Here is a 22,734-nt window from a genome sequence, read left to right as displayed (position 1 = left end):
CTGTCCGAGCGGTGGAAGAGGACGACTGCAAGTCGTCTATCCCGGGGGTGCTGGCGCCGTTGTGGGGGAGGATCACGTCTCCAGGCAAGGCCGAGGAGCGACAGCTTGGTCCCGTCCCTTGAGGTCCGAAACCGACGGATCCGTATCCTGTTCGACGACAAGCATCTCGCGACGGAACAGGAGAGGCATGAGCAGATAGGTCGAGGCGACGGCGATGCCGACGAGCGTGAGATTGTCGATATACATGGCGATGAAAAGCGATCCTGGGGCGAGTGATATTGCTTCAGTACTTTAGCAAACACTAAAGCACTGTCAATACGCCGCTTGTTGGCACCGAGCTTGTGGGCTAGATTCGCCAAACCAATTCAGAAAATAGATAAATGTCATGGACGACGGGAGTAGTGACTCATGGCCGCTCCGATCGCCCCGCGTCCTCCCGAATCCGCGCCGTCGTCCTCTGCTGACGCGTCTCTACCGCTCGGCCTCGCCGGTCGTATTGCACGCACCTTCATCAATACGCCGGTCACGCCGATGCTGTTGTTCGGTGCGCTCTTCCTCGGGATCCTGGGTCTGCTGTTTACGCCGCGACAGGAGGATCCGCAGATCTCAGTCCCGATGATCGACATCTTCGTGCAGTATCCGGGCGCCTCCGCGCAGCAGGTCGAGCGTCTGGTGACCGATCCGCTCGAACGGATCATGAAGGAGATCAAGGGCGTTCGGCACGTCTACTCGGCCACCCAGCGCGGGGCGGCAATCGTCACCGTGCGCTTCGAGGTCGGCGAGGAGATGGGCGTCTCGATCGTCAAGGTCCACGACAAGCTCCAGTCGAACATGGACCGCATGCCTCCGGACGTGCAGATGCCCCTGGTCAAACCGGTCGGTGTCGACGACGTTCCGGTCGTGACCCTCACCCTCTGGTCCGAGGATGTCGAGGATCATCAGCTGCGCAAGCTCGGTCTCGACCTGCTCCAAGCGGTCGGCTCGCTGCCGGATGCCGGCAAGGGGTTCGTCGTCGGCGGGCGGGAGGATCAGATCCGCGTCGAGGTCCTGATGGAGCGCCTCGCCGGGCACGGCATCACGCTCGATCGCATCGCCAACACCATTCGCACCGCCAACTCCGAGCAGACCACAGGTGTCAGCGAATCCGGCGATACCGCCTTCAACGTCTATTCGGGCTCCTTCCTGCGCAATGCGGAGGATGTCGGTCGGCTGGTCATCGGCAACCGCGGGGACTATCCGCTCTATCTGCGCGATATCGCCACGGTCGAGCATGTCCCGCAGGACACAAAACGGATCGTCAACCATTTCACGGGGCCGGCCTACGCGGGCGAGCATCGCGCCGACGGGGCCCAGGCCGTGACCGTAGCGATCGCTAAGAAGCAGGGGACCAACGGCGTGGCGGTCGCGCGCCAGATCCTCGGCAAGGTCGAGGAGCTGAAGACGACACTCATCCCCTCGAACGTCCATGTCGAGGTCACGCGCGACTACGGCAAGAGCGCCAACGACAAGGTCAACGAGCTGCTGCAGGCGATGTTCGAGGCGGCCGTGATCGTGGCCATCCTCTGTCTCATCGGGCTGGGTGCGCGGGCGGCCTTCGTGGTCATCACGGTCATCCCGGTGGTGATCTTGTTGACCATCTGGTGGGCCTGGATGGTCGACTACACCATCGATCGGGTCAGTCTCTTTGCGCTCATCTTCGCCATCGGGATCCTGGTCGACGATGCCACCGTCGTGGTGGAGAATATTTTTCGCCATTGGCTCGAAAGCGGCAAGACGACCATCGAGACCGCGGTTCGGGCGGTCGACGAGGTGGGCAACCCGACCATCCTCGCCACCTTCACCATCATTGCCGCCTTGCTCCCGATGGGCTGGGTCAGCGGCTTGATGGGGCCTTACATGCGCCCGATTCCTGTGCTCGGCTCCTCGGCCATGTTCTTCTCGCTGGTTGCCGCTTTCGTCTTCACGCCTTGGTTTGCGTTGCGCGTTCGTCCGCGGCTGGCGGCGCTGGAGAAGGCGGAACGACGCGAAGAGCAGACGCGCCGCTGGGTCAGTCGCTTCTATCGGCCCTTGGTGATGCCGTTGATCCGAAACCGCGCGATCGGCATCACTTTCCTGGTCGGAACCATCCTCACCACGGCCGGTGTCTGCGTGTTCTTTTACACCCAGACCGTCCCGGTGAAGATGCTGCCCTTCGACAACAAGCCCGAGTTCAGCGTCGTCGTCAACATGCCCGAGGGAACGGCGCTCCCGGTGACCGCGAATGTCGTGCACCGACTCGCCGAGAAGGTGCGCACCATGCCCGAGGTGACCGCCGTCCAGACCTATGTCGGTACGGCCCAGCCCTTCAACTTCAACGGTATGGTGCGTCACTATTATCTGCGCGAGCGACCCTGGGAGGGTGATCTCCTGGTCATGCTCAAGGACAAGAACGCGCGCAAGCTCGGCAGCCATGCCCTGGCGGTGGCCGCGCGTGAGATGCTGACCCCGCTGGCGCATGAGCTGGGTGCGCGCATCGCGGTGGTGGAGATGCCGCCTGGCCCGCCGGTGCTGCAGACCGTCGTGGCCGAGGTCTACGGACCCGATGCCGAGACCCGCCGCCGGGTCGCAACCGATCTGACCGGGATCTTCGAGGAGGTCGAGGGCATCGTCGATGTGGACAGCTACATGGCCGAGCCCTATAGCTACTGGCGCTTCGAGGTGGATGCCGAGAAGGCGGTGCGCATGGGGATCTCGGTCGACGCCGTCAATCGTAACCTCGCCATGGCGATGGGCGGCTTCAAGCTCGGCGACGTCAAGCGCGGCGTCGTCCAGGAGCCGACCTTTATCGTCCTGCAGATCCCGCTCGCCAGCCGGGCCGAGATCGGGAGTTTGGCCAGCCTGCCGATCCAGTCCGAGCTGGGCGGGCAGGTGCCGCTCGGCGAGCTGGGCCGCTTCGTGCAGCAGCAGGAGGATCCGGTCATTTACCACAAGGATCTGCGGCCGATGGAGTATGTGGTCGGCGAGATGCAGGGGCGCCTGGGTGCGCCGATCTACGGGATGTTGGAGGTCGAGGACCGTCTCGAAAACTATCGTACGCCCGACGGGGTGCAGATCAGCGGGATGCCGCGGGGCCTGATCGGACCGCCGTTGACCGACCGCCAATCCGGATTCGAATGGTCCGGCGAGTGGACCGTGACCTACGAGACCTTCCGCGACATGGGGCTCGCCTTCATCGCCGCCTTGATCCTAATCTACGGGCTGATCGTCTGGGAGTTTCGCAACTTCAAGATCGCCGGGCTGATCATGTCGCCCATCCCCCTGACCCTAATCGGCATCGTGCCCGGTCATCTCCTCATGGGCGCCGAGTTCACCGCGACCTCCATGATCGGGCTGATCGCGCTCGGCGGCATCATCGTGCGCCAGTCGATTCTGATCGTGGAGTTCGTCAAGATCGAGGTCGCCAAGGGCAAGACCGTGAAGGAGGCGGCGGTCGCCGGCGCCGAGATCCGGATGCGGCCCATCCTCATCACCTCGCTGACCTTGATGGCCGGCGCTTGGGCCATCATCGAGGATCCCATCTTCCAGGGGATGGCCGTCAGCCTGCTGTTCGGCGCCGGTGTCGCGACCCTGATGGCGGTGATCGTCATCCCGCTCGGCTGTATCAGCTTGTGCCGCGAGTTTTATCTTGTGGAGACGTCGAGCGGGGAACGGGCGCTGTCGGCAAGCTACGGGGAGATCGAGGGTGTAGCGATGCCCGATCCGCCTGCGCCGGATGCGGCCCGAGCACGGCCTGCGGGCGGGAGATCGATTCTGCTTCAACTGTGGAGCGCATGGGTCGGCGTCGTCTTCAGCGTGATCGACGGTGTCGGGAGACTCCTTGGCTGGTTGCGACAGCGCCGATCCGGTAGGTCTGGCAAGGGTTCGGACGCGGTTTCCGACGCGGCGGTCGCTCAAGCCGACACGGCCTCCGGTGGCTCGGTGGCCGAGTCGCGAGCCGAGCCGGCGCCGCAGGCGGCTGCCGTGAAGCGGTCGTCGGCTGCCGCTCGAAAGCCGGCGCGAGCGCCGAGAAAGGCGGCGAGCAAGGCGGTTGCGGACGATGCGACGACTGTGAAGAAGCCGCGGGCCAGGCGCGCGACGAAAAAGACCGCGGACAAGCCTGAAGACCCGGGCGAGCGCTGATCAACATCGGTAGGATATCAACATGCACCGGAGTTTTTTATCGAGGTATCCGTCTTGAACGTGACGTATGACCAGGATCTCGTGCGTTGGGCTCGCGAGACCGCCGAGCTGATTCGGGAAGGGTCTTGGCAGGCGGTGGATGTCGAGCATCTGGCGGAGGAGCTGGAGGATTTGAGCAAGAGCGAAAGAAGGGCCATTGCGAGTCAGCTCGTGCGCCTGCTGTTGCACCTCCGGAATTGGCAGCATCAACCCGAACGACGCTCCGATAGCTGGCTCGATTCGATCACCGATGCCCGGCTCCAGATCGAGCTCGCTATCCAGGACAGTCCGAGTCTAAGCTCTTACCCGACCCTGGTGCTCGCACAGAGCTACCAGCGCGCGAGACGCAGCGCGGCGATGCAGACCGGTCGGCCGCTCGCGACCTTTCCGGAAACCTGTCCCTATCGACTTGAAGAGATCCTCGACGACGACTGGCTACCGGATGCCTGACGAGGTCGGTCCGCGTTGCCCTGGCCCGATCCGCCGTTGGCCGGGCTTTCGCCCGACAAAAAAGCCGAGGACATGTAGGGGCGACTTTAGTCGCCCCGAAAGCACTGAAACCGCGTCCAGAGCGAGATGCTTGTTTTCGAGTGAGTTCGACGTTTGGTGCATACAGAGCCCTTAGCGGGGGGGCGCGGTTCAAAATAATCTTGTTTTTAATCTCTTAAACCGCGCCGACTCCAACGGTCGTCAAGTCTGCCGGGGCCGATCCCATCCAAAAACACCGCATAAGGCGCTGGGCGCGGTTTAATCCGAGACGATACCGAAAAGGTCCGGGATGGCGGCACGCTCGACGACGGTCCGCGGCGGTTTGAGCCCGAGGTGAAGATAAGCCGCCTGCGTGGCGACACGTCCGCGCGGGGTCCGCATCAGATAGCCTTGTTGAATCAGGAAGGGCTCGAGGACGTCCTCGATCGTGCCGCGCTCCTCGCCGATCGCCGCCGCGAGGCTTTCCACCCCCACCGGCCCGCCGTCGAACTTGTTGATCACGGCATCGAGCAGCCGGCGGTCCATGTGGTCGAAACCCAGGGCGTCGACCTTGAGCATCCCGAGTGCCTGATCGGCGACTTCCGCGGTGATGCGCCCGTCGGCACGCACCTGGGCGAAGTCACGTACCCGGCGCAGCAGCCGGTTGGCGATGCGCGGTGTCCCCCGCGAGCGACGCGCGATCTCGGCGGCGCCCTCGGCCTCGGTCTCGATGTCCAGGATTCGCGCCGAGCGACGGACGATCCAGGCCAGATCCTCCGCGGTGTAAAACTCCAGACGCTGCACGATGCCGAAGCGGTCGCGCAGAGGCGAGGTCAGGAGCCCGGCCCGCGTGGTCGCGCCGACCAAGGTAAAGAAAGGCAGATCCAGCTTGATCGATCGCGCGGCCGGGCCGTCGCCGATCATGATGTCGAGCTGATAGTCCTCCATCGCCGGATAGAGCACCTCCTCGACCACCGGGCTGAGGCGATGGATCTCGTCGACGAAGAGCACGTCCCCCGCATCGAGATTAGTCAGAATGGCCGCGAGATCGCCCGGCTTCTCGAGCACGGGTCCGGAGGTCTGACGCAAATTGACCTGCATCTCGTGCGCGATGATGTGTGCGAGAGTGGTCTTGCCGAGGCCCGGCGGGCCGAAGATGAGGACATGGTCCAGCGCCTCGCCGCGGCCGCGCGCGGCGCCGATGAAGATCTCCATCTGTTCGCGCACGACCGGCTGCCCGACATAATCCTCGAGTTTGCGCGGGCGGATGGCTCGGTCGAGTGCCAGCTCGTCGCTAGCCGGGTCGGCGTTGATCAGACGTTCGGGCTTCGCCATCAGTGCGGGTGCCGATGCGTGTGATCCGGAAGCTGCCGATATTCCGAGCAGCGTCTCGGCGTCGGCACACCCTTGCCCGGGTTCAACAACCCCTTCGGATCGAACGCCGCCTTGACCGCGTGGAACTGCTGCAGCTCCTCGGAACTGAACTGGACGCACATCTGATTGATCTTCTCGATCCCCACCCCGTGCTCGCCCGTGATGGTCCCGCCGACCTCGACACACAGCTCCAGGATCCGTCCGCCCAGCTCCTCGGTCCGCTCCAGCTCGCCCGGCTTGTTGGCATCGAAGAGGATCAGCGGGTGCATGTTGCCGTCTCCGGCATGAAAGACATTGGCGACCCGCAGCCCGTACTCGCGCGACATCTCCGCGGTGCGCCGCAGTACTTCCGGCAGGGCGCGGCGCGGGATGGTGCCGTCCATGCAGTAATAGTCCGGCGAGATCCGACCTACAGCGGGGAAGGCGGCCTTGCGTCCCTTCCAGAACATCAGCCGCTCGGCATCGTCGCGCGAGGTCCGAACCTCGGTCGCGCCGCTGGCCAAGAGCAGATCGCGCACCCGCATGACCTCCTCCGAGACCTCTTGACTGGTCCCGTCGATCTCGCAGATGAGGATGGCCGCGGCGTCCGTCGGATAGCCGGCATGCACGAAGTCCTCCGCCGCCTGGATCGCCGGCCCGTCCATCATCTCCAGACCCGCAGGGATGATCCCGGCCGCGATGATGTCGCCGACCGCTTGGCCAGCCTTCTCCACGTCGTCGTAGGCCGCAAGGATGGCCTGGGCGCGCTCCGGTACGGGCAGCAGATTGACCGTCACCTCGACCGTCACCCCGAGCATCCCCTCGGAGCCGATGAAGAGCGCCAAGAGGTCATAGCCCGGTGCGTCGAGCCCGCCAGATCCCAGCTCGACCAGCTCGCCCTCGATCGTGACCAGCGTGACCGCGAGGACGTTGTGCACTGTCAGGCCGTACTTCAGGCAATGCACCCCGCCCGAATTCTCCGCGACATTCCCCCCGATGGTGCAGGCGATCTGGCTCGACGGATCCGGCGCGTAATAGAGCCCATGCGGCGCCGCGGCCTCGCTGATCGCCAAGTTGCGCACGCCGGGCTCGACCCGCGCGGTGCGTGCGACCGGGTCCAGCTCCAAGATCCGCGTGAAGCGCGCCAGACTCAGCAACACCCCGTCACCGCGCGGCAGGGCCCCGCCGGAGAGCCCGGTCCCGGCCCCGCGCGCCACCACCGGCACATCCCGCGCGTAACACAGCCGCATGATGCGCTGCACCTCCTCGACCGTACGCGGCAGCACTACCAGCAAGGGCAACTGCCGATAGGCCGAGAGGCCGTCGCACTCGTAAGGTTGCACCTGCTCCTGCTGCTCGAGCACCGCATCCGGCGGCAAAAAGGCCCGCAGCGCGCGGACAAGCTCCGCCCGCGTCGCGGACAGCTCGGGATCTTCGAAGTCGATCCGGGTCGGTTGAATCAGACTCATGACGTTGACCCTGGTCGTAGTGTCATCCTCGGGATAGGCGGAGCCTAGGGCCAGACGGGTTCCGAGTAAACACCGAGAGCGCTGCGGCAGGAGCGCCTTCGGACCGGATTCGCCAGGCCGGTCGCGACATCCAAACTGCCCAGCAGGGGGCTCGCGCTCATTGAGCGGCCGTCGTGCTTGACTGTAGAATGACAGAATCGCGCGGTCTTCGGACGCAGGCGCATCCCGCATCGCTGGCGTAGCTCAGTTGGTAGAGCAGCTGATTTGTAATCAGCAGGTCGTCGGTTCGAATCCGTCCGCCAGCTCCATATTTTTCAGTAGGTTATGCTTAATTTTTGGTGACTTTTTGGTCGGTACTTTTTCTGAGTGGCCATGGAGTGGCCAAGCCGCAAGAAAGCCCCCTGCCCAGAGGCTTCCTTCTAGGCTCAACCATAGATCCACGGGGCTGCAAGCTCCTGGGTCGGCTTGAGGGTTTGTACCACCCTATCTCCGGATTCCTCAAGAAACCGTTCCCACACGAAATCCGAAGACCTTGAGTCTAGTCTGAGCCCCGGAACCTGCGTACCTCGCCAAGTCGGTCACTTTTTGATCGCCTGTGCCGGTCAGCCCCCAAAATCGACGCCCCGGTCTCGGTCTCGCTCCCCGTCCGGAAGCATGCCTGGGAGCCTCTAGGAAGCCCCCAGAGACGTTGGTTCGCCCTGGTAGGGATAGGTATGGTCGGGGGTGCCTTTGTCTTTAGGGAGCCGGGGGAGGGCTTAAGGCTTGGCCTTGGCGGCGTCCTCCGCTGCGACATCCTTCAGCATGGCCTTGGCTTCTTCCAGCTCGCCGGGAGTAGGTTCTTTGCCTATTAGGCCGATGAACAGGTCGCGTAAGGACTCCACGTCCAAGGCTTCCTTGCCCGCGATCAGATCCAGGCTAGGTTTCTCCCTCATGTACGCGCCCTCCGGTTTCGTGACCATGCCTTAGGGTAAGTTAAAAAGCCGTTTGGTTGGAGCAACCTCCGGAAACAGGACGCCTGCCCTTGGCTCTTGGGCCTTCAACCCTCCGTCGCCCTAGAGGGCTCCTGCCGTGGAACTCTGGCCCCGACGTTCGTGCAGTTAACTGCAGCGCATGGTTGACCACAGCGAAGACTGCCGTACCCCGAAGATTATGCGCCCGCTAACGCGGATCCGCCCCAAAGGACAACCGTTACCAAGACCCCTGGCTATCGACGAGCTAACCCCGGCGCCGACAGCAAGGCGCCCCGTCTCTTTCCGACGTTGCGTTAGGCGGGTCATCACTTTATGACTTGGAAGGTTGACATCCATATGACCTTCCTGTTTTCCGGACTCTTGTTTGCGACGATTGACCAGATATCGACAGACAAGGCGAGCAATCGCGGTGATCAGCGCTGACGGTTCCAGATGCTGGGTTTGATCTCGTCTCCGAGGCCAAGCGGCGCACCGCGTTGAAGCTCATGGCCGGTGCGGTTAGCATCGTTGCTTGAGGCTGCCTCGTGCGGTCGAGTTACGACGCTCCTACAACGCCGAGCCCACACTAAGTAGCCAGCCATATGTCCTTCGAAAAGCGTTACACCGCTCTGAGTCTTTACACTGGTGCCGGCGGCCTCGATCTCGGGTTCGAGGCTGCAGGTTTCGATTGCCGAGCGGCGGTTGAAGTCGACCAGGACTGCGTTGCTACGCTTCGGGCCAACCGCGCGTGGCCGGTCATCGACCGCTCCATCCACGAGGTATCCAGCACTGATCTGCTGCGCACCGCCGACCTGGAGCCGGGAGAGGTGGATGTCCTGATCGGCGGACCGCCCTGCCAGCCCTTCTCCAAAGCGGGCTATTGGGCCTCGGGCGATGCGCGTCGTCTCGATGATCCAAGGGCAGACACGGTTGCCGCCTATCTTCGGGTCCTGCGCGACACCCGTCCACGCGCGTTCCTGATGGAGAACGTGGCGGGGCTGGCGTTCAAGGGAAAGGACGAAGGGTTGCGCCTGATCCAGTCGACCCTGGAATCGATCAACCGTGCCACGGGAACCCAGTATCAGGCGTTCCTGTTGGTTCTCAACGCCGCCGAACTCGGGGTCCCACAAGCGCGCGAGCGCGCCTTCCTGATCGGTGCGAGGGACGGAACGGCCTTCGGCAAGATCGAGGCCACTCATCGGTTGCCTGTAGACGACGTGCAATGCAGGCTGAACCTCGACATAGCGCTACAGCCATTCATAACGGCTTGGGACGCCCTGTGGGATCTTCAGGATGACGACGCTCCCGACCTCAAGCCGAGGGGCAAGTGGGCTGACCTCCTGGCGTCCGTGCCCGAAGGTGCGAATTATCTCTATTTCACCGATCGAGGTCGTGGGCCGCCGCTCTTCGGCTGGCGACGGCGCTACTGGAACTTCCTGCTCAAGCTGGCCAAAGATCAACCGTCCTGGACCCTGACTGCTCAGCCCGGACCGGCCACCGGCCCGTTTCATTGGAAGAATCGCCGGCTCTCCGCGCGTGAACTCTGTCGTCTGCAGACGATGCCGGACGATTATCGGGTACTGGGCTCTTTAAACAGTGTTCAGCGACAAGTCGGCAACGCCGTGCCGTCCGCCCTTGCTGAACTCTTGGGGCTCGCGATCCGGCAACGCCTTTTCAACGACACGCGAGTCCTGGACTTGACGCCGACCCTGCTACCACGGCGACAGTTAGGTATCCCGCCACCCGAGCCAGTCGTCCCGGTGCCGTCGAAGTATCTCCAGTTCGAAGGCACCCACAGCCCCCACCCCGGCACGGGCAAGGGGCACGGTGCACTCCGTCGCGAACTTGCGGCGGGGATTATCGACTGATGGATTATCGTCGCTTCCGCGTCAGCGCCCCCGATCGTCGCCCTCTGCTAGCGTTTATCCAGGATGCACTCGAACGGTGCGGATGCACCGTGCTGAATGCCTCGTCCCCGAACGAGGCGCCTTTCCGACTCACCTTCGAGGCACCCGACGGGGAGCGCATGGGCATCCTTGTGTATGCGTTTCTCGCCAACTCCAGGGCGACGCGGAATCGTCCTTCCGACGAACATCGCTTCCAGGTCAAGTACGGTTCCAACGACGGCGACCTTCATGACCTATGGCAGGATCCATTCCAGCTTTATACAACCCTGCTCGTAGGTATCAATCCTGAGCTTGGATTCTTCGTCGGCGCCGATCCGCTGCACCATAGTCCGACCCGATTCTTCATCTCGATCGAGTTCAAGGATCGCGACGTTAGAGCGATCCTTGCCGACGGATGGGCATTCTGGGAGCGTGCCACGAGGCGCGCCGGGATCGACCAGCCAATTGAACTCATGGTCGGCGGAACGGCCGAGAGCTTCCTGCGCTACGTCCGCTTCGAGCGCGCGGCAAAGGGTCTCGATGTCGGTCACCGAGCGCTCTTGGCAGAGAAGCTCGCAGCGCTCTATCAATTTGGATCGATCCAGATTGCGCAGACACCCGGCCCGGAGGTCTCCGCAGCTCTCGTTCACCATCTCACGCAGGAATTCGAACTCGCGGAGACCGAGATCCTGGATCTGATCCAGAGCGCGCCGCGACTCAAGATGGCGGTACGCGGGTGGGTGGCCGAGGTCCACCTTCAACGGACACTTGCCGAGCTACCGGGAGTGACCGAATGCGTCAGGCTGGAAGAGGAGGGCAGTCCTGATATTCGCCTACGGATAGCCGACGCGCGGCCGCTCCTGATAGAGTGCAAAAACGTTCTACGGGGGCGACTTGCCGATGGAACCGTCCGAGTCGATTTTCAGCGGACCCGCTCGTCGAAGGATGACCCTTGCACCCGTTTCTACCGCCGCGAGGACTTCGAGGTCGTTGCGGCTTGCCTGCACCCCTGTACCGAGAGGTGGGAGTTCCGTTTTGCGTTGACCGGAGCCATGGACCCGCATAAGCGGTGCATCGGACGGCTGAGTAACCTCGTTCGGTTGGACGACCGCTGGTCACCCGACGCCTTGGGTGCATTCAACCGTGCGCTCGAAGCCTGAGCCAACACTGAGGCTAAGGGGCTGCTCCGAGCTTTGAAGGTCGAACTCCAGCCTCCCCGCTCACCTCAAGGATCAAGCAGTGGGACCGCAAGGTCGGGACGAAGGCCGAGATGGCTGTTCGCCGCGCGCTTTGGCACAGAGGATTACGCTACCGGGTAAACCGGGAGGACCTCTCGGGATGCCCGAACCTAGCCTTCATCCGCTACTTGCGAGGCACCGGCGTTGCGGCCTATCTTTCGACTTTCGAGGCCAATTTGGCGCACGCGCAGCGCATGGGCTGGCGCACGGACCGCAAGACCAAGCGGCTCTATGACCGGCGCACGGATCAGCTTTCGATGGACGAATCGAAAGGATAGGTATGTAATTGCCTGCACCGCCTTTAGCGAGACTCTCGATATGACGAAGCAAGAAGCCAAGGCCGTCGCGTTTTCCTTCATCCGCAATCAACTCCAGGATCTGTCTATTGCGTTGCAGGAAAATTTCGAGGATCTTTCGGAGGAAGTTGCAGATGAATTGCAGGCGGAGATACTAGCGCAGTTTGATCACTGCTTTGGTCAGACCCAGAACTGAAACTCGACTTGGCCTGTACTGATTCTATGAGTCCCGGCAGGGCGAGCCGGTAAACACAGTCAACGTCAGCGGCTCCCAGAGCAAAGTAGGGCCAATCGGACGTACAAGTTGTGAAGTTTACGAAAAAAGGTGTGCCCTCATCGCGTTGATCTGGTCGATTTGTGCTTCCTCCATCAGGACATCCTCGGCAGTGGTCCCTCCGACCCCCCAGCCAAAGAGACCCTTCTCGGGATTATCGAACCCCAGCAGGTGAAGAACCATTTCAGCGGCTTTGAGCTTGTCCGCGGGCTTCTGAGCGGTGTCCAACACCTCTTCAAGGGTCTTGGTCGCCTTCGTGCCTAGCGCCCGCAGATGGTCTCTTGTAGCGTCTAGCATAGCCTTCCGTTCGCGGTTGATTGCCGCCACGAACGCGGGGTTCTTCATCCAGGATGCGGACAGTGATTGCTCGGTTACACCGGCTTCCTGAGCGGTTGCCTTTTGAGTCCATCCAGATGCAATTCTAAGGGCTGCAAGCTCTTGGGCTGGTTTGAGGATATATGTCGGCATTTTTCTTAACCTTCGTTAAAATATCTTCGGGTCTGTACCGACAAGAGACGTCCCGCATGGATCAGACAGTCATAGTCGCGTCAAGATGCACCACAATAAATCGAGTCCAACTAGCTGCACTCACACTGCACCCGGCCAATCCTTGTTGACTTCGTTTTCTGGGACTTGAGACCCATAAAACATGGGTTTCAGCCTGTCACCCGTATAGGGCACCCAGCTTTTTTTCGTACTTGACCAGACCTCACCGCACCCGGCGAACTCGGCTACTGCCTTGGTCCTGAACAGCGCCCCCTCTTTGTCGAAGTAGCGGTATTTGCCTTTTGTTTCTGTCTCTTTGGCTTTGAACACTTTTGAAAAGCCCTCCATTTTGCGAATGCCCTTGAGTTTTTCTTCCTGCTCTATGATGTCTAGCCTAACTGTGAGTATACGGGGCAAGCCGATTAGGTTAATAGTCAGGTTCTGATGTTTCTTGATTGAATGACCGAAGTGACTCTAAGATAGCTTGGGGTGGCACTTCCGTCAAATGAGATGGTTGCAATTAATTGCACCGGGGTTAGTGGACACGCCCTCCTACACGTCCGCATGAAATCGTTTGTACCAGCCGTTCACCTTGTTTTGAAGCCACTCCTCCCACCAACTTGGGTCCTGCCCCAGCTTGAGGCGGTGCGGTTGTAGGGCCGTCCTGATTTGTTTGCGCTGGTCCTTGTTGAGTTTCAAGTATGCCTGATGTCCAGTCATCCCCTGGTTGATATGGTGAATAAATAACTGCTCCGCCTTGTTATTCCCGAGGTGGACTAACTTTTCGGTGGGGACCATTAGGAGTTTGCGGTATGGGGGCGGCAGTGAGGCTAGCTCACTCATAGTGAGCTTAGTCCCCTTAATCCGCGCCTCGATTCTGGTCAGGGGGTAGTCGATATAAATACCCTTCTTCTCAAGGAGCTGTTTCTTTTGGTTGCCGTTTGGTTGCCGTTTCGCCAGACCTACCATGTCCGATCACCCGCGATCTCAAGCGATCGGCTGCTTCCCTCCCTATGGGTCCGCTCGGGTGCGTTCCCCACGCTCAACGGTACTATCAGCCGACTCTAATTGCTCAGTTGCCATCGCGCCGCACGTCGTGACCTTCGCTTGGCGCTACCTGGCCGTCGGTCCTGTTCGCTCCCGTCGGCCGGACCAGCGCCGACGGGCCGGGGCGGCTTCTTCCGCGGTGCCCGCGCCGCGTCTCGGGCAAGGAACCACTGAGCGCTTCCGGGTTCCTGGACGACCCGTGCGTACATGCCCTGCTCTCAGACCCCGGCGGAGTCTCGACATCTGGCCGTTGCGATGCCGAGACTGTTGCCTTCCGATGTTCGGAAGACGTCGGCTCCGCTGGAATCAGTGACGGGGCTCCATCACATGGCCTGCACGCCCCCTGTGTACGCTTCGCAGGCGGGATCGCTCCCGCACCACGCAACACTCGGTTCCGGTGGATGGCCACTCCTTACCGGCTGGGGACTTGCACCCGGTGGGTCGAAAAAAGGGAGTTTCCGATTGGCTTATCCGTTCGCTATCTTCCTCTCCTTCCAGGCTTTGCCTGGCGCAACGGAATGGTGAACTGCGGGGTCAGCCTTAACGGATCCGATGGAAGAGGGTTATGGCTTGCCCGTTTCCTCGACCGAAAGACACTGGATATGTAACTCACGATCTCTGCGGATTAGCGGCGTGTAGATCATTGCTCGCGCGATATCGCGCGGATTCCAGATCTCCGAGTCTCCGAGAACGGCCACATAATCCCCACCAATGCCATACGGATCCCAGAAAATGACCTGATATGCTCCCGGCTCGGTGATCGGCTGCGTCCAGAGTTGGCCACTGAAGTATGTCTTGCCGCCGAACGGTTCGTAGAAGCTGTCACGAGGCTCTCCGGGTTGTGGTCCGGGGATCACAATGGCCCCCTGTCCCGGTGGAATCTCGACACTCTCCGGCAAGTCCAAAATCGGCGCTGGCAGTCCAGGCCCGATCAGAGCAAACCAAGGCATGAAGTCCTCGTACCCGATACAGGCCGGAACGATCACCTCAATATACACCTCCGCGGGTGCTTCGACCTGGAAGCGGTAAAAATCAACGTCTGACTCGATACCAATACTGCGATCATCAATCCACGAATAGACAGCGATCGACTGCTCGATCTCGCCGCGCACGACAAACGGCCGCGTAGAAGACCAATCCAGATGCTCGAAATAGGGAACGTGCGCCGAGGTCGGCAGGGCGAAAGCGACGGTGAACGTCGCGCTCAGTATTAGGTGAAAAGGGGGTGGTCGAAACATATCCGCAGCTCTCGATTAGGTTTTGATGAACCAGCCATTCCCTGCTCCGGGGCCGGATGGTCGCCTGACGTCTTGATGTCGAATAGCGAGAATGCCCGATTGGTGTAGCACAGGCCACTGATCCCGCAACTGCTCGCCCCTCTCTCTCTCCCTCGCTGAGGAAAGGCTTGACAACGCATCCTGACTGGCCGCCGAGAGAGCTATGCTCGATTCTGGTGTATGAGCGGGGGCTGATAGAGCTTGAGCAGGCGGCGCACCGTTACCGGCAACGTGATTGTCGAGACCCAAAGCACCAACGACCGATGTGCGCCATGAGCGACGATACGAGTACGGGGTCCGGAGTGCAAGAAGGAATCGGGGGGAGCCGCTGGCCGAGCTGGGCCTGCCGTTAATGGAATACCAGGGACAGGCCACGGTTACTGCACAGTTCCGGTGCAGTTCCGGGGACAGTACACGTATCTCATGGTCCCGGCGAGTGTTCGCTGCCTACTCGACTGCGGATCCCAGCCTGCGAACCATCACGTCCGCTACTGGCCCGTTGCTGCCACAACGAAGACCCAAGACCAGCATAGTGATGAATCACAAGCCTCGATGACAGCAATGGCGGAGATTGCCAAATATAGCGGGAAACATTCCGAGAAAAACAGGCGGAAAAACGGAAGTGACACCACTAATGCCTGACAAAACCCCTTCCGAACTTTCCGACCGGGATACTCACGATCCGCAGTCGTCAGCCTCATCGACAGGCTGATTTCAGAACATCAACTGAGTCGATCCGGAGTCCCGGCTTGCGGTAGGTCAGTTTCTCGACCTGCTGTACACGCGCAACGTTGACACGGCAGGATCTTGTTCTAAGCTGTTTGACTGTGGCCTTGATGCAGCTCGACAGGGGCCGCCGTGTCGATCATGAGGCATCGACGAAGGACATCCGCTTTCGGCAACTCCCGTTGGGAACAGCCGAGCCGGACATCGCGTGATTTAGTTGAGTGTACGGAATGCACATGGAACCAGATCAGTGCCCCGATTCGCGCAGTCTTCCGATTTCCGACCCTTTCCCCAGGTCGCAACGACCTTTCGTCCGTCTTACGGGCGATCTGAATTTTCGTCTGACCCATCCAAGCACAAGCCTGAGGAATCGCACGAGATCCACTATCAGTGGCTTCGTAGCGTTGCGTATTTGAGTAATATCGATCAGATAAGATAAATCAAAGACTGCAACGGGAAAGGTTGTTTGTAGACGGTCGTGCAAGCGAAACCCCTATTTCACAAGGTCTTGATGGATCGATAACAAGCGAAATTGGAGCACATAGCATGGAACCCGCAACAATTGCATTTCTATTTAGAGCGCCAAGTTTCGCAAAGTCGGTAGGAGCATACGTGGGTCTCATTGAATCCATTGACAAAAAGATGGAGAAACTACTCCAGGGTGATTTCAATGCGGGAATCCGATGTCTACAAGAGTCTTTACTCGCTAACAATCAAAGGGATTTTATTCTCAAAGAAGCGTGGCGACGGTTTCACACGGCAATATCTCATGAAACAGGCCCCCGAGGTTCAGGAGCGTGATCTGCCGGACCTTGCCGCCGACCCGCGTGGAGCGCACCAGCCGGTGGGTGTGGTAGCGCTCGCCGGTGGCGCTGTTGCGGGTGTGCGTGCGACGGATGTACATGCCGTACGCTAGCCCATGCGCTGCCGGCTGCCTAGGGCCATGCCGAAATAATATGGCACTACTTTTTACGGCGAGGTTTCCGTGTGCATATGAATCAATGGCATAGATCGAACTCGGGCACGAAATCGGCCCCGGCCGTGTTTAACTTGGGTTAATAACGACAGTTCTGGTCTTCGACGTGCCGTCTTCAAAGTCGGAGTAGTACCTCTTGGATAAGCGCTATTCCTTTATAAATGCGAATCCGGGTCCATCCGCCTATGCAGTACCCGGACGATCCGGATGACGGAAGGCGTAACGAGGTAGAAGACCACGTGTTGGTTGATCCGCAGCGAGCGGCATCCCGCTCTTAGATCATCCCGAGACTTTCCCATTTCCGGATGCTCTTTGAGCCGAGCGATCCCCGCGACGATCTCGGCAAGGTATTTGTCCGCCTGTGCTTCGCCCCATTCGGTGAAGCTATAGCGCCAGATGTCTTTCAGGTCTTCTCTGGCACGCGGGCGTTTGACGATCTCACGCATCCAGTCCCGCGTCTTTCCGCGCCTCGCGCTTGATCTCTTCCATGTCGAGCAGTGAATCCTCGCCGCTTTCTTCGCCTTCGATCAGGGCCCGGCGCAGCGCTTCGAGTTTCTGTTCCCGTTCTTCGAGCAGGCGCAGGCTTGCGCGTATTACCTCGCTTGCCGAGCCATAGCGACCGTTTTTGACCTGCTGCGAGATGAATCCCTCGAAGTGGTCGCCCAACGAAATACTGGTATTTTTGGACATGTGAAAACCCTCCTTCATGCTACCAATAAATACCATATACTGGTATTTTAGCCAAGATCAAGCAGATTCTCCGAAAACAGGATGCATAATTGCTCAACTGCGAAGGAGCAGAGAAAACCATCGTTAAAAGCGATGACGAGAAGCCGCCCTGTTTTGCTCGTCTCATGCGCTCAGAACACAAAATGACAGGAGAAACGCCCATGGAACTGACGCGAACCGCCCAGATACGCGAGCGTATTCACACGTAACGTGATCGCTGCGGCCTCAGCCACGAGGCGCTGGCCGCGCTGACCGACCGGGCGATGAGTGCCCCGCGCCTTGCCAACTACGAGAGCGGGCTGCGCCGTCCTGGCATCGAGGAGGCTGAGGCTCTCGCCAAGGCACTTGGCGGTGTTTCGGCGGCCTGGTTGTTGACCCTGGAAGACTGCGGGCACCCGCCCGGCGTTGACCGGTTCGGCGGTGTTCTTGCCGTTTAGGAAGGCCCACCCAACCTGACCGATTCAGCCCGAGAACCATCAGGATCGTGTTCGGCAAGCTCCGTAATTTGGTGGTCGGACGCGGGCAGATCTCGGCGGTTTCGTGCTTGCCGCAGTCGGTGGTGCGGCAGCTGGCTGTCTATGCGCAGACAGCGATGGGCGGCCACTGAAGAAAGGAGAGAGCCTGGCTGTAGGGCGGCGTTCTTGTTCGCGGTGCTCTCCATTTCAGGCCGATTGCGATCCGCGGAGTACCTCGGGAACTAGCCGCCCATTCTGAAGGACGATGCGAAGGGCGTATATTCACGGCTGTAGCGCGTGCGATGGTAGCGGAGTGCCGCCGATCTTGACATGAGTCCTTGAGGATGCGTGATACTTGTCCCGCAGATCACCGTGACTAAAACGTGACGCACAGCAGTCGCCCGGTGGCGATCCGTGACATTTTGAGTCACGTTTGCGTGGGGTTGGATGGCGTAACATGTTGATATTTAATAGCTCGTATATCGACGCTATGTTTTGTAATCAGCAGGCCGTCGGTTCGAATCCGTCCGCCAGCTCCAATAAAAACAACGGCGTAGGCAGTTATTCAGCAGGTCAAGCCGGGGCGAGCGAACGGCTCGCGACGCATCCGCTCTTTCGCAAGGTCGATCTCGATGTTGGCGGGACTGGTCATTTGAACCAAAGCCGCGTCTGGATAGGCGCCGATGTCGCGCAAGGCATGGGCATCACGGGTCGAGGTACCATTGTCGCTGCGCCCGAAGCCGGGATCGTCGTGGTCGAGGTCACGAACGCGAGCAACGAAATGTGCTTGTCACATCCGCTCCGCGGTGTCACGCATGCCCCGTGGCGCTCTGCGCCACGTGCCAATATGGCCGAAATGACGAACGAGGCCGTTGGTTCGGCCAAACCAGCGATCGTCAAATCGCCGTCCACGGCGCCCGCATCCGCCCGGAAGGAAAGGAAAGTTGTGGCGCACGGGCAGGGGTCGGCGTGCGCTATCGCGATCGATGCCCAGTGGCGCAGGGTCGACCGCACCGGCACCATCGCTTACCTGTGTTGGACGGCCGCGGTGCGGACGCTCGGATTCTACGGGTCTCGCTTTGATGTCCGCCCGGCCGCCGTCGCGGATCCGCTTGTATGCTGCTGGCGCATGATCAAGAACGTTCTCATTAGGTCGATCATTGCGTATTCGCAATAGTAATGTTGCGACTTGTGATTTTCCCTGAACGGGATTGAATGCTGAAGCTGCGGTCTTGAGACCGGTTTTTTGGTTGCCGCGATGACGGGATCGAGTAAAGGATTTGAGGAGGGTTATATACGATTTGTGGAGTCCGGTTGACCGCTTAGGCGATTTCCGCAAACTTCCATACCCGTAGGTTGTGCTGACGATAGGAAGCACAACTTGCGCCGAGGGTTGGTTGTGCCTCGCACGGCTCGGCACAACCTACGCCCTTGGCATGAAGGTTTCCGGAGTTCGCCTTAGAGGTGGAGACGGAAATGATCGCCCACGATCTGATGACGGTTCTCGGATTCACGCCGGAGAACATCCGGTGATCACGATTCCGGACATGGTCGTCGCGTTTCTCGTCAGCAGCGTCGTTCTAGCCGCGCTCTATCCGCTCGCACCCATGATCGGCCTGATGGATCACCCGGGCGAACGGCGCAAAGTCCATCGCCACGCAGTGCCGCCGATCGGCGGGATCGCGATCTTCTCGGGCCTCGTCGCAAGCACGCTGCTCAGTTTGCCGTATTCCGCGCCTCATCTCTACGGCATGGCCGGTGCCGCCCTCCTGGTGGTGATCGGCGCGACTGACGACCGCTTCGGTCTCGGTCCGAGGGTGCGCCTCGTGGCGCAAGTCGTTGCAGCACTGTTACTGACCCTCGGGTGCGGGGTTAAGCTCACCTCACTGGGTGACTTGCTGGGCTTCGGGCCGATCGAGCTCGGGGTGTTTTCCGTACCTTTCACCGTGTTTGCGATGGTCGGCGTCATCAATGCCGTCAACATGATCGACGGCATTGATGGTTTGGCCGGCGGCCTGATCCTGATCGCGTTCGCAACACTGCTCCTCCTCGCACCCGAGATCGGCCTCATCGAGATCTTGTTGCTCACGACAATCGCGGCGCTTATTCCCTACCTGATCTGGAATCTGGAGCTGTTCGGCGTGACCGGACGCAAGGTCTTCCTCGGCGATGCGGGAAGCCTCCTATTGGGTTACATCCTGGTCTGGGCCCTGGTCGATGCCGCTGGAACGGCCGGGAGCATCGACCCGGTGACGGCACTCTGGCTCGTCGCCTTACCGCTGATGGACACGCTGCGCGTTATGGGTCGGCGGATCCTGCATGGCGTTTCTCCCTTCAGCGCGGATGCAGGCCAGCTCCACCACTTCCTGTCCCGCGTTTTCCGGTGTGCACGTAAGGCTTTGATCCTGATGCTGTCCGCCGCGATCTTGTTGACGGGGGTCGGTGTCTTCGGTTTCCTGAATCAGATCGGCGAATCGGTCATGTTCTATGCGGCCTTGTCGACCTTCGTCGTCTACCTGCTCGTTGCGCGCTACGTGCACAGTTTGTCGCGGGCAATGGAGCAACAGAGACGACCGATGGTCGGCGAAGCAACCTGATCGAAGGGGTGCAAGATGAACTGCGAGACCGGCGTGAAAGCTGCCCCCGATGGTATCTGGTGCAGTCCAAGCCGCGGCAGGCCGAGCGCGCCGAGGTGAATCTCGTCCAGCAGGGCTACAGCGTCTTCCACCCGCAATTGATGGTCGAGCGGATTCGACGCGGGCGACGCGTGGTGGTCGAGGAATCGCTTTTCCCCAACTCTTGATCGAGCTGCTCCATCGCCAAGTCACCCTGACGATACCCATCGCAGACATCCGCCGCTTGGCATGAAGACTTCAAGTCCTATAGAGGGCGGGGAGCCAATCTACATGCAAGCTCTGAACATCGGAACACGACATCCAGGCTTCAGGGGCGAACGGCTTCCCGGGCACTCTTCATAAAGTTCGTTTATCGCTTTCCTTGTCAATCCCTTCAGAACAGAACATACAAGGGGCGACTGAAGTCGCCCGCTTCAGCCCGCTTCAGCCCCAACACGCCGGTAGCTCGCCCGATGCCGGCACCAAGGTCGTCAACGAGCTGATCGCTTGCCGCGGTTCCGCTCCAATGGCAGAGTAAGGCCATGAGCCCAAGTGTCGCACTCGACGAAGCCTTGACCAGCGCCCGGCAAACTACCCCTGAAATCTGGAAGATAAATGAACTACTCCTTACGAAAACGCATCCTCGTCACCGGCGGAGCCGGCTTCCTCGGCAGCCATCTCTGCGAACGTCTGCTCACAGAAGGTTACGACGTCATTTGTGTCGACAACTTCTTCACCGGCACCAAGGACAACATCGCGCATCTCCTCGAAAACCCCTATTTCGAGCTGATGCGCCACGACGTGACCTTCCCGCTCTACGTGGAGGTCGACGAAATCTACAACCTGGCCTGCCCGGCGTCGCCCATCCACTACCAGTTCGACCCGGTCCAGACCACCAAGACCAGCGTCCACGGCGCGATCAACATGCTCGGCCTGGCCAAACGGGTCAAAGCCAAGATCTTCCAAGCTTCCACCAGCGAGGTTTACGGCGACCCGGCCATCCACCCCCAGCCCGAGCACTACTGGGGCCACGTCAACCCCATCGGTCCGCGCTCCTGCTACGACGAAGGCAAGCGCTGCGCCGAGACCCTCTTCTTCGACTACCTTCGCCAACACAATCTCGGGATCAAGGTCGCGCGCATCTTCAACACCTACGGCCCGCGCATGCACCCCAACGATGGCCGCGTCGTCTCCAACTTCATCGTCCAGGCCCTGCAGAACAAGCCCATCACCATCTACGGCGAGGGCACCCAGACGCGTTCCTTTTGCTACGTCGACGACCTGATCGAAGGCTTTATCCGTCTTATGGACAGCCCCGACGACCTGACCGGACCGGTCAACCTGGGCAACCCCGGCGAATTCAGCATGATCGAGCTGGCCGAGACCATCCTCGAGCTGACCGGATCGCGCTCGGCGCTTGTCCATGAGGCGCTGCCGCAGGACGACCCCAAGCAGCGCCAGCCCGACATCGCTCTGGCAAAGGCACGACTCGACTGGGAGCCGAAGATCTCGCTCCGAGAGGGTCTGACACCTACGATCGCCTACTTCGAGTGCCTGTTGACGCGGGAAGTCAACAATGGCTGACCCCGTACGCCAACGGCTCGGGATCTGTCCGCAGGACCGAGCTCGACCCGCCCGCCCGGTGTCCATCGCATGAACGAATCCGGCCGACAAGCCTGTATCGCCGACCACTTGCGGCAGCACATCGACCTTGCCCGGCTGGTGCTGGAGCGTCTGACCCCCGCGATCGAACATGCCGCGGACCTGTTGATCAACGCGTTGACGTCGGGTCACAAGATCATGCTCTGCGGGAACGGCGGTTCCGCGGCGGATGCCCAGCACATCGCTGCCGAGCTCGCCGGGCGTTACCAAATTGCAGACCGACGCGCGCTTCCGGCCATTGCCTTGACGACCGACAGCTCCGTCATGACCTCCGTCGGCAATGATTTCGGTTTCGACCGGATCTTCGCCCGTCAGGTCGAGGGGCTCGGGCAGCCCGGCGACGTTCTGATCGGCATCTCGACATCGGGCGGCTCGCGCAACGTCATCGCTGCCGTGGAGCAGGCCCGCCGTCAGGGGCTCGAGACGATCGGCCTCTTGGGCCGGAGCGGAGGCGAGCTCTTAGCGCTCGTCGACAGTGCCATAGTGGTCCCATCAGACAGCACCGCTCATATCCAGGAGATGCACATCACGATCGGCCATTTGCTGTGCGCATTGATCGAAAATGCCACCGTGAGTGACCGTTCAGCATCGAAAACCTGATGGCCGGTTCAGCATAAGTACGCAGCGGAC

The 22,734-nt window shown here is 60.7% G+C and carries 22 protein-coding genes, 1 tRNA gene and 1 pseudogene; 13 read left to right on the top strand and 11 right to left on the bottom strand.

Going from position 1 to position 22,734, the window contains the following annotated elements; all coding sequences use genetic code 11:
• Positions 1 to 72 precede the first annotated feature (72 nt).
• Positions 73 to 246, bottom strand: coding sequence for a hypothetical protein (locus AADX97_RS04635; protein ID WP_374232230.1), 174 nt, complete (start codon positions 244 to 246; stop codon positions 73 to 75).
• A 162-nt stretch (positions 247 to 408) separates the two neighbouring features.
• Here AADX97_RS04635 and AADX97_RS04630 point away from each other — a divergent pair, with 162 nt between their 5' ends.
• Entirely contained in the window at positions 409 to 4,158 is a 3,750-nt protein-coding gene (locus AADX97_RS04630; protein ID WP_374232229.1) for an efflux RND transporter permease subunit, read from the top strand.
• Positions 4,159 to 4,218: 60 nt separating this feature from the next.
• Positions 4,219 to 4,647 carry a DUF29 domain-containing protein gene (locus AADX97_RS04625; protein WP_374232269.1) on the top strand — a complete coding sequence of 143 codons (429 nt, stop codon included), beginning with the start codon at positions 4,219 to 4,221 and terminating at the stop codon, positions 4,645 to 4,647.
• 297 nt (positions 4,648 to 4,944) lie between these two features.
• Here the strand turns inward: AADX97_RS04625 and ruvB are convergent, their stop codons facing one another.
• Positions 4,945 to 6,000, bottom strand: coding sequence for a Holliday junction branch migration DNA helicase RuvB (gene ruvB / locus AADX97_RS04620; protein WP_374232228.1), 1,056 nt, complete (start codon positions 5,998 to 6,000; stop codon positions 4,945 to 4,947).
• Complete coding sequence (locus tag AADX97_RS04615; protein ID WP_374232227.1) at positions 6,000 to 7,487, bottom strand: FAD-linked oxidase C-terminal domain-containing protein; 1,488 nt, start codon at positions 7,485 to 7,487, stop codon at positions 6,000 to 6,002. Before AADX97_RS04615 ends, ruvB begins: the two co-directional genes overlap by 1 nt.
• Positions 7,488 to 7,719: 232 nt before the next feature.
• Between AADX97_RS04615 and AADX97_RS04610 the strand changes: the two genes are divergently transcribed.
• Positions 7,720 to 7,795 (top strand) — tRNA-Thr (locus AADX97_RS04610).
• Positions 7,796 to 8,242: 447 nt separating this feature from the next.
• On the opposite strand, the gene AADX97_RS04605 is transcribed toward AADX97_RS04610, so the two are convergent.
• Entirely contained in the window at positions 8,243 to 8,419 is a 177-nt protein-coding gene (locus AADX97_RS04605; RefSeq protein ID WP_374232226.1) for a hypothetical protein, read from the bottom strand.
• A 620-nt stretch (positions 8,420 to 9,039) separates the two neighbouring features.
• Between AADX97_RS04605 and AADX97_RS04600 the strand changes: the two genes are divergently transcribed.
• The 4 genes from AADX97_RS04600 to AADX97_RS04585 all read left to right on the top strand — a co-directional run bounded on the left by AADX97_RS04600 (position 9,040) and on the right by AADX97_RS04585 (position 12,053).
• Entirely contained in the window at positions 9,040 to 10,305 is a 1,266-nt protein-coding gene (locus AADX97_RS04600) for a DNA cytosine methyltransferase (protein ID WP_374232225.1), read from the top strand.
• A gap of 89 nt (positions 10,306 to 10,394) precedes the next feature.
• Positions 10,395 to 11,483, top strand: a complete 1,089-nt coding sequence (locus AADX97_RS04595; protein ID WP_374232224.1) for a hypothetical protein — start codon at positions 10,395 to 10,397, stop codon at positions 11,481 to 11,483.
• A gap of 71 nt (positions 11,484 to 11,554) precedes the next feature.
• Positions 11,555 to 11,839: a hypothetical protein gene (locus AADX97_RS04590; protein ID WP_374232268.1), complete on the top strand. Its 285-nt coding sequence runs from the start codon at positions 11,555 to 11,557 to the stop codon at positions 11,837 to 11,839.
• Positions 11,840 to 11,879: 40 nt separating this feature from the next.
• On the top strand, positions 11,880 to 12,053 hold the full coding sequence (locus AADX97_RS04585; protein ID WP_374232223.1) for a hypothetical protein: 174 nt from the start codon (positions 11,880 to 11,882) through the stop codon (positions 12,051 to 12,053).
• A gap of 117 nt (positions 12,054 to 12,170) precedes the next feature.
• Here the strand turns inward: AADX97_RS04585 and AADX97_RS04580 are convergent, their stop codons facing one another.
• The 7 genes from AADX97_RS04580 to AADX97_RS04550 form a co-directional block, all read right to left on the bottom strand.
• A complete protein-coding gene (locus AADX97_RS04580) occupies positions 12,171 to 12,599 on the bottom strand; it encodes a hypothetical protein (RefSeq protein WP_374232222.1) in 429 nt (142 codons plus the stop codon).
• A gap of 120 nt (positions 12,600 to 12,719) precedes the next feature.
• Complete coding sequence (locus AADX97_RS04575; protein WP_374232221.1) at positions 12,720 to 12,947, bottom strand: hypothetical protein; 228 nt, start codon at positions 12,945 to 12,947, stop codon at positions 12,720 to 12,722.
• Positions 12,948 to 13,169: 222 nt separating this feature from the next.
• Positions 13,170 to 13,586, bottom strand: a complete 417-nt coding sequence (locus tag AADX97_RS04570) for a hypothetical protein (RefSeq protein ID WP_374232220.1) — start codon at positions 13,584 to 13,586, stop codon at positions 13,170 to 13,172.
• A 641-nt stretch (positions 13,587 to 14,227) separates the two neighbouring features.
• A complete protein-coding gene (locus AADX97_RS04565; RefSeq protein WP_374232219.1) occupies positions 14,228 to 14,902 on the bottom strand; it encodes a hypothetical protein in 675 nt (224 codons plus the stop codon).
• A 1,495-nt stretch (positions 14,903 to 16,397) separates the two neighbouring features.
• Complete coding sequence (locus AADX97_RS04560; protein ID WP_374232218.1) at positions 16,398 to 16,571, bottom strand: hypothetical protein; 174 nt, start codon at positions 16,569 to 16,571, stop codon at positions 16,398 to 16,400.
• 227 nt (positions 16,572 to 16,798) lie between these two features.
• A complete protein-coding gene (locus AADX97_RS04555; protein ID WP_374232217.1) occupies positions 16,799 to 17,089 on the bottom strand; it encodes a type II toxin-antitoxin system RelE/ParE family toxin in 291 nt (96 codons plus the stop codon).
• Positions 17,082 to 17,333: a type II toxin-antitoxin system ParD family antitoxin gene (locus AADX97_RS04550; RefSeq protein ID WP_374232216.1), complete on the bottom strand. Its 252-nt coding sequence runs from the start codon at positions 17,331 to 17,333 to the stop codon at positions 17,082 to 17,084. The genes AADX97_RS04555 and AADX97_RS04550 overlap by 8 nt, the downstream gene beginning before the upstream one ends.
• A 260-nt stretch (positions 17,334 to 17,593) precedes the next feature.
• On the opposite strand from AADX97_RS04550, the pseudogene AADX97_RS04545 reads away from it, so the two are divergent.
• From AADX97_RS04545 to AADX97_RS04520, 6 genes and pseudogenes are all read left to right on the top strand, one after another.
• Positions 17,594 to 17,809, top strand: a pseudogene (locus tag AADX97_RS04545) (helix-turn-helix domain-containing protein); the annotation flags it as partial.
• Positions 17,810 to 18,284: 475 nt separating this feature from the next.
• A complete protein-coding gene (locus tag AADX97_RS04540; protein WP_374232215.1) occupies positions 18,285 to 19,004 on the top strand; it encodes a hypothetical protein in 720 nt (239 codons plus the stop codon).
• Between the two features lie 352 nt (positions 19,005 to 19,356).
• The gene (locus tag AADX97_RS04535; RefSeq protein ID WP_374232214.1) at positions 19,357 to 20,424 is read left to right on the top strand and encodes an undecaprenyl-phosphate alpha-N-acetylglucosaminyl 1-phosphate transferase; all 1,068 of its coding nucleotides are present in this window, start codon (positions 19,357 to 19,359) and stop codon (positions 20,422 to 20,424) included.
• Positions 20,425 to 20,483: 59 nt separating this feature from the next.
• Positions 20,484 to 20,630 (top strand): transcription termination/antitermination NusG family protein, encoded by a 147-nt coding sequence (locus AADX97_RS04530; protein WP_374232213.1) that lies wholly within the window; start codon positions 20,484 to 20,486, stop codon positions 20,628 to 20,630.
• 427 nt (positions 20,631 to 21,057) lie between these two features.
• Entirely contained in the window at positions 21,058 to 22,026 is a 969-nt protein-coding gene (locus tag AADX97_RS04525) for a UDP-glucuronic acid decarboxylase family protein (protein ID WP_374232212.1), read from the top strand.
• Between the two features lie 69 nt (positions 22,027 to 22,095).
• Complete coding sequence (locus tag AADX97_RS04520; protein ID WP_374232211.1) at positions 22,096 to 22,704, top strand: D-sedoheptulose 7-phosphate isomerase; 609 nt, start codon at positions 22,096 to 22,098, stop codon at positions 22,702 to 22,704.
• The last annotated feature ends 30 nt before the right edge of the window (positions 22,705 to 22,734 follow it).

This window comes from Thiocapsa sp. C2-2m (assembly GCF_041903745.1).
Lineage (GTDB): Bacteria > Pseudomonadota > Gammaproteobacteria > Chromatiales > Chromatiaceae > Thiocapsa > Thiocapsa roseilacustris.
This window is presented reverse-complemented; position numbering and strand designations above follow the sequence as displayed.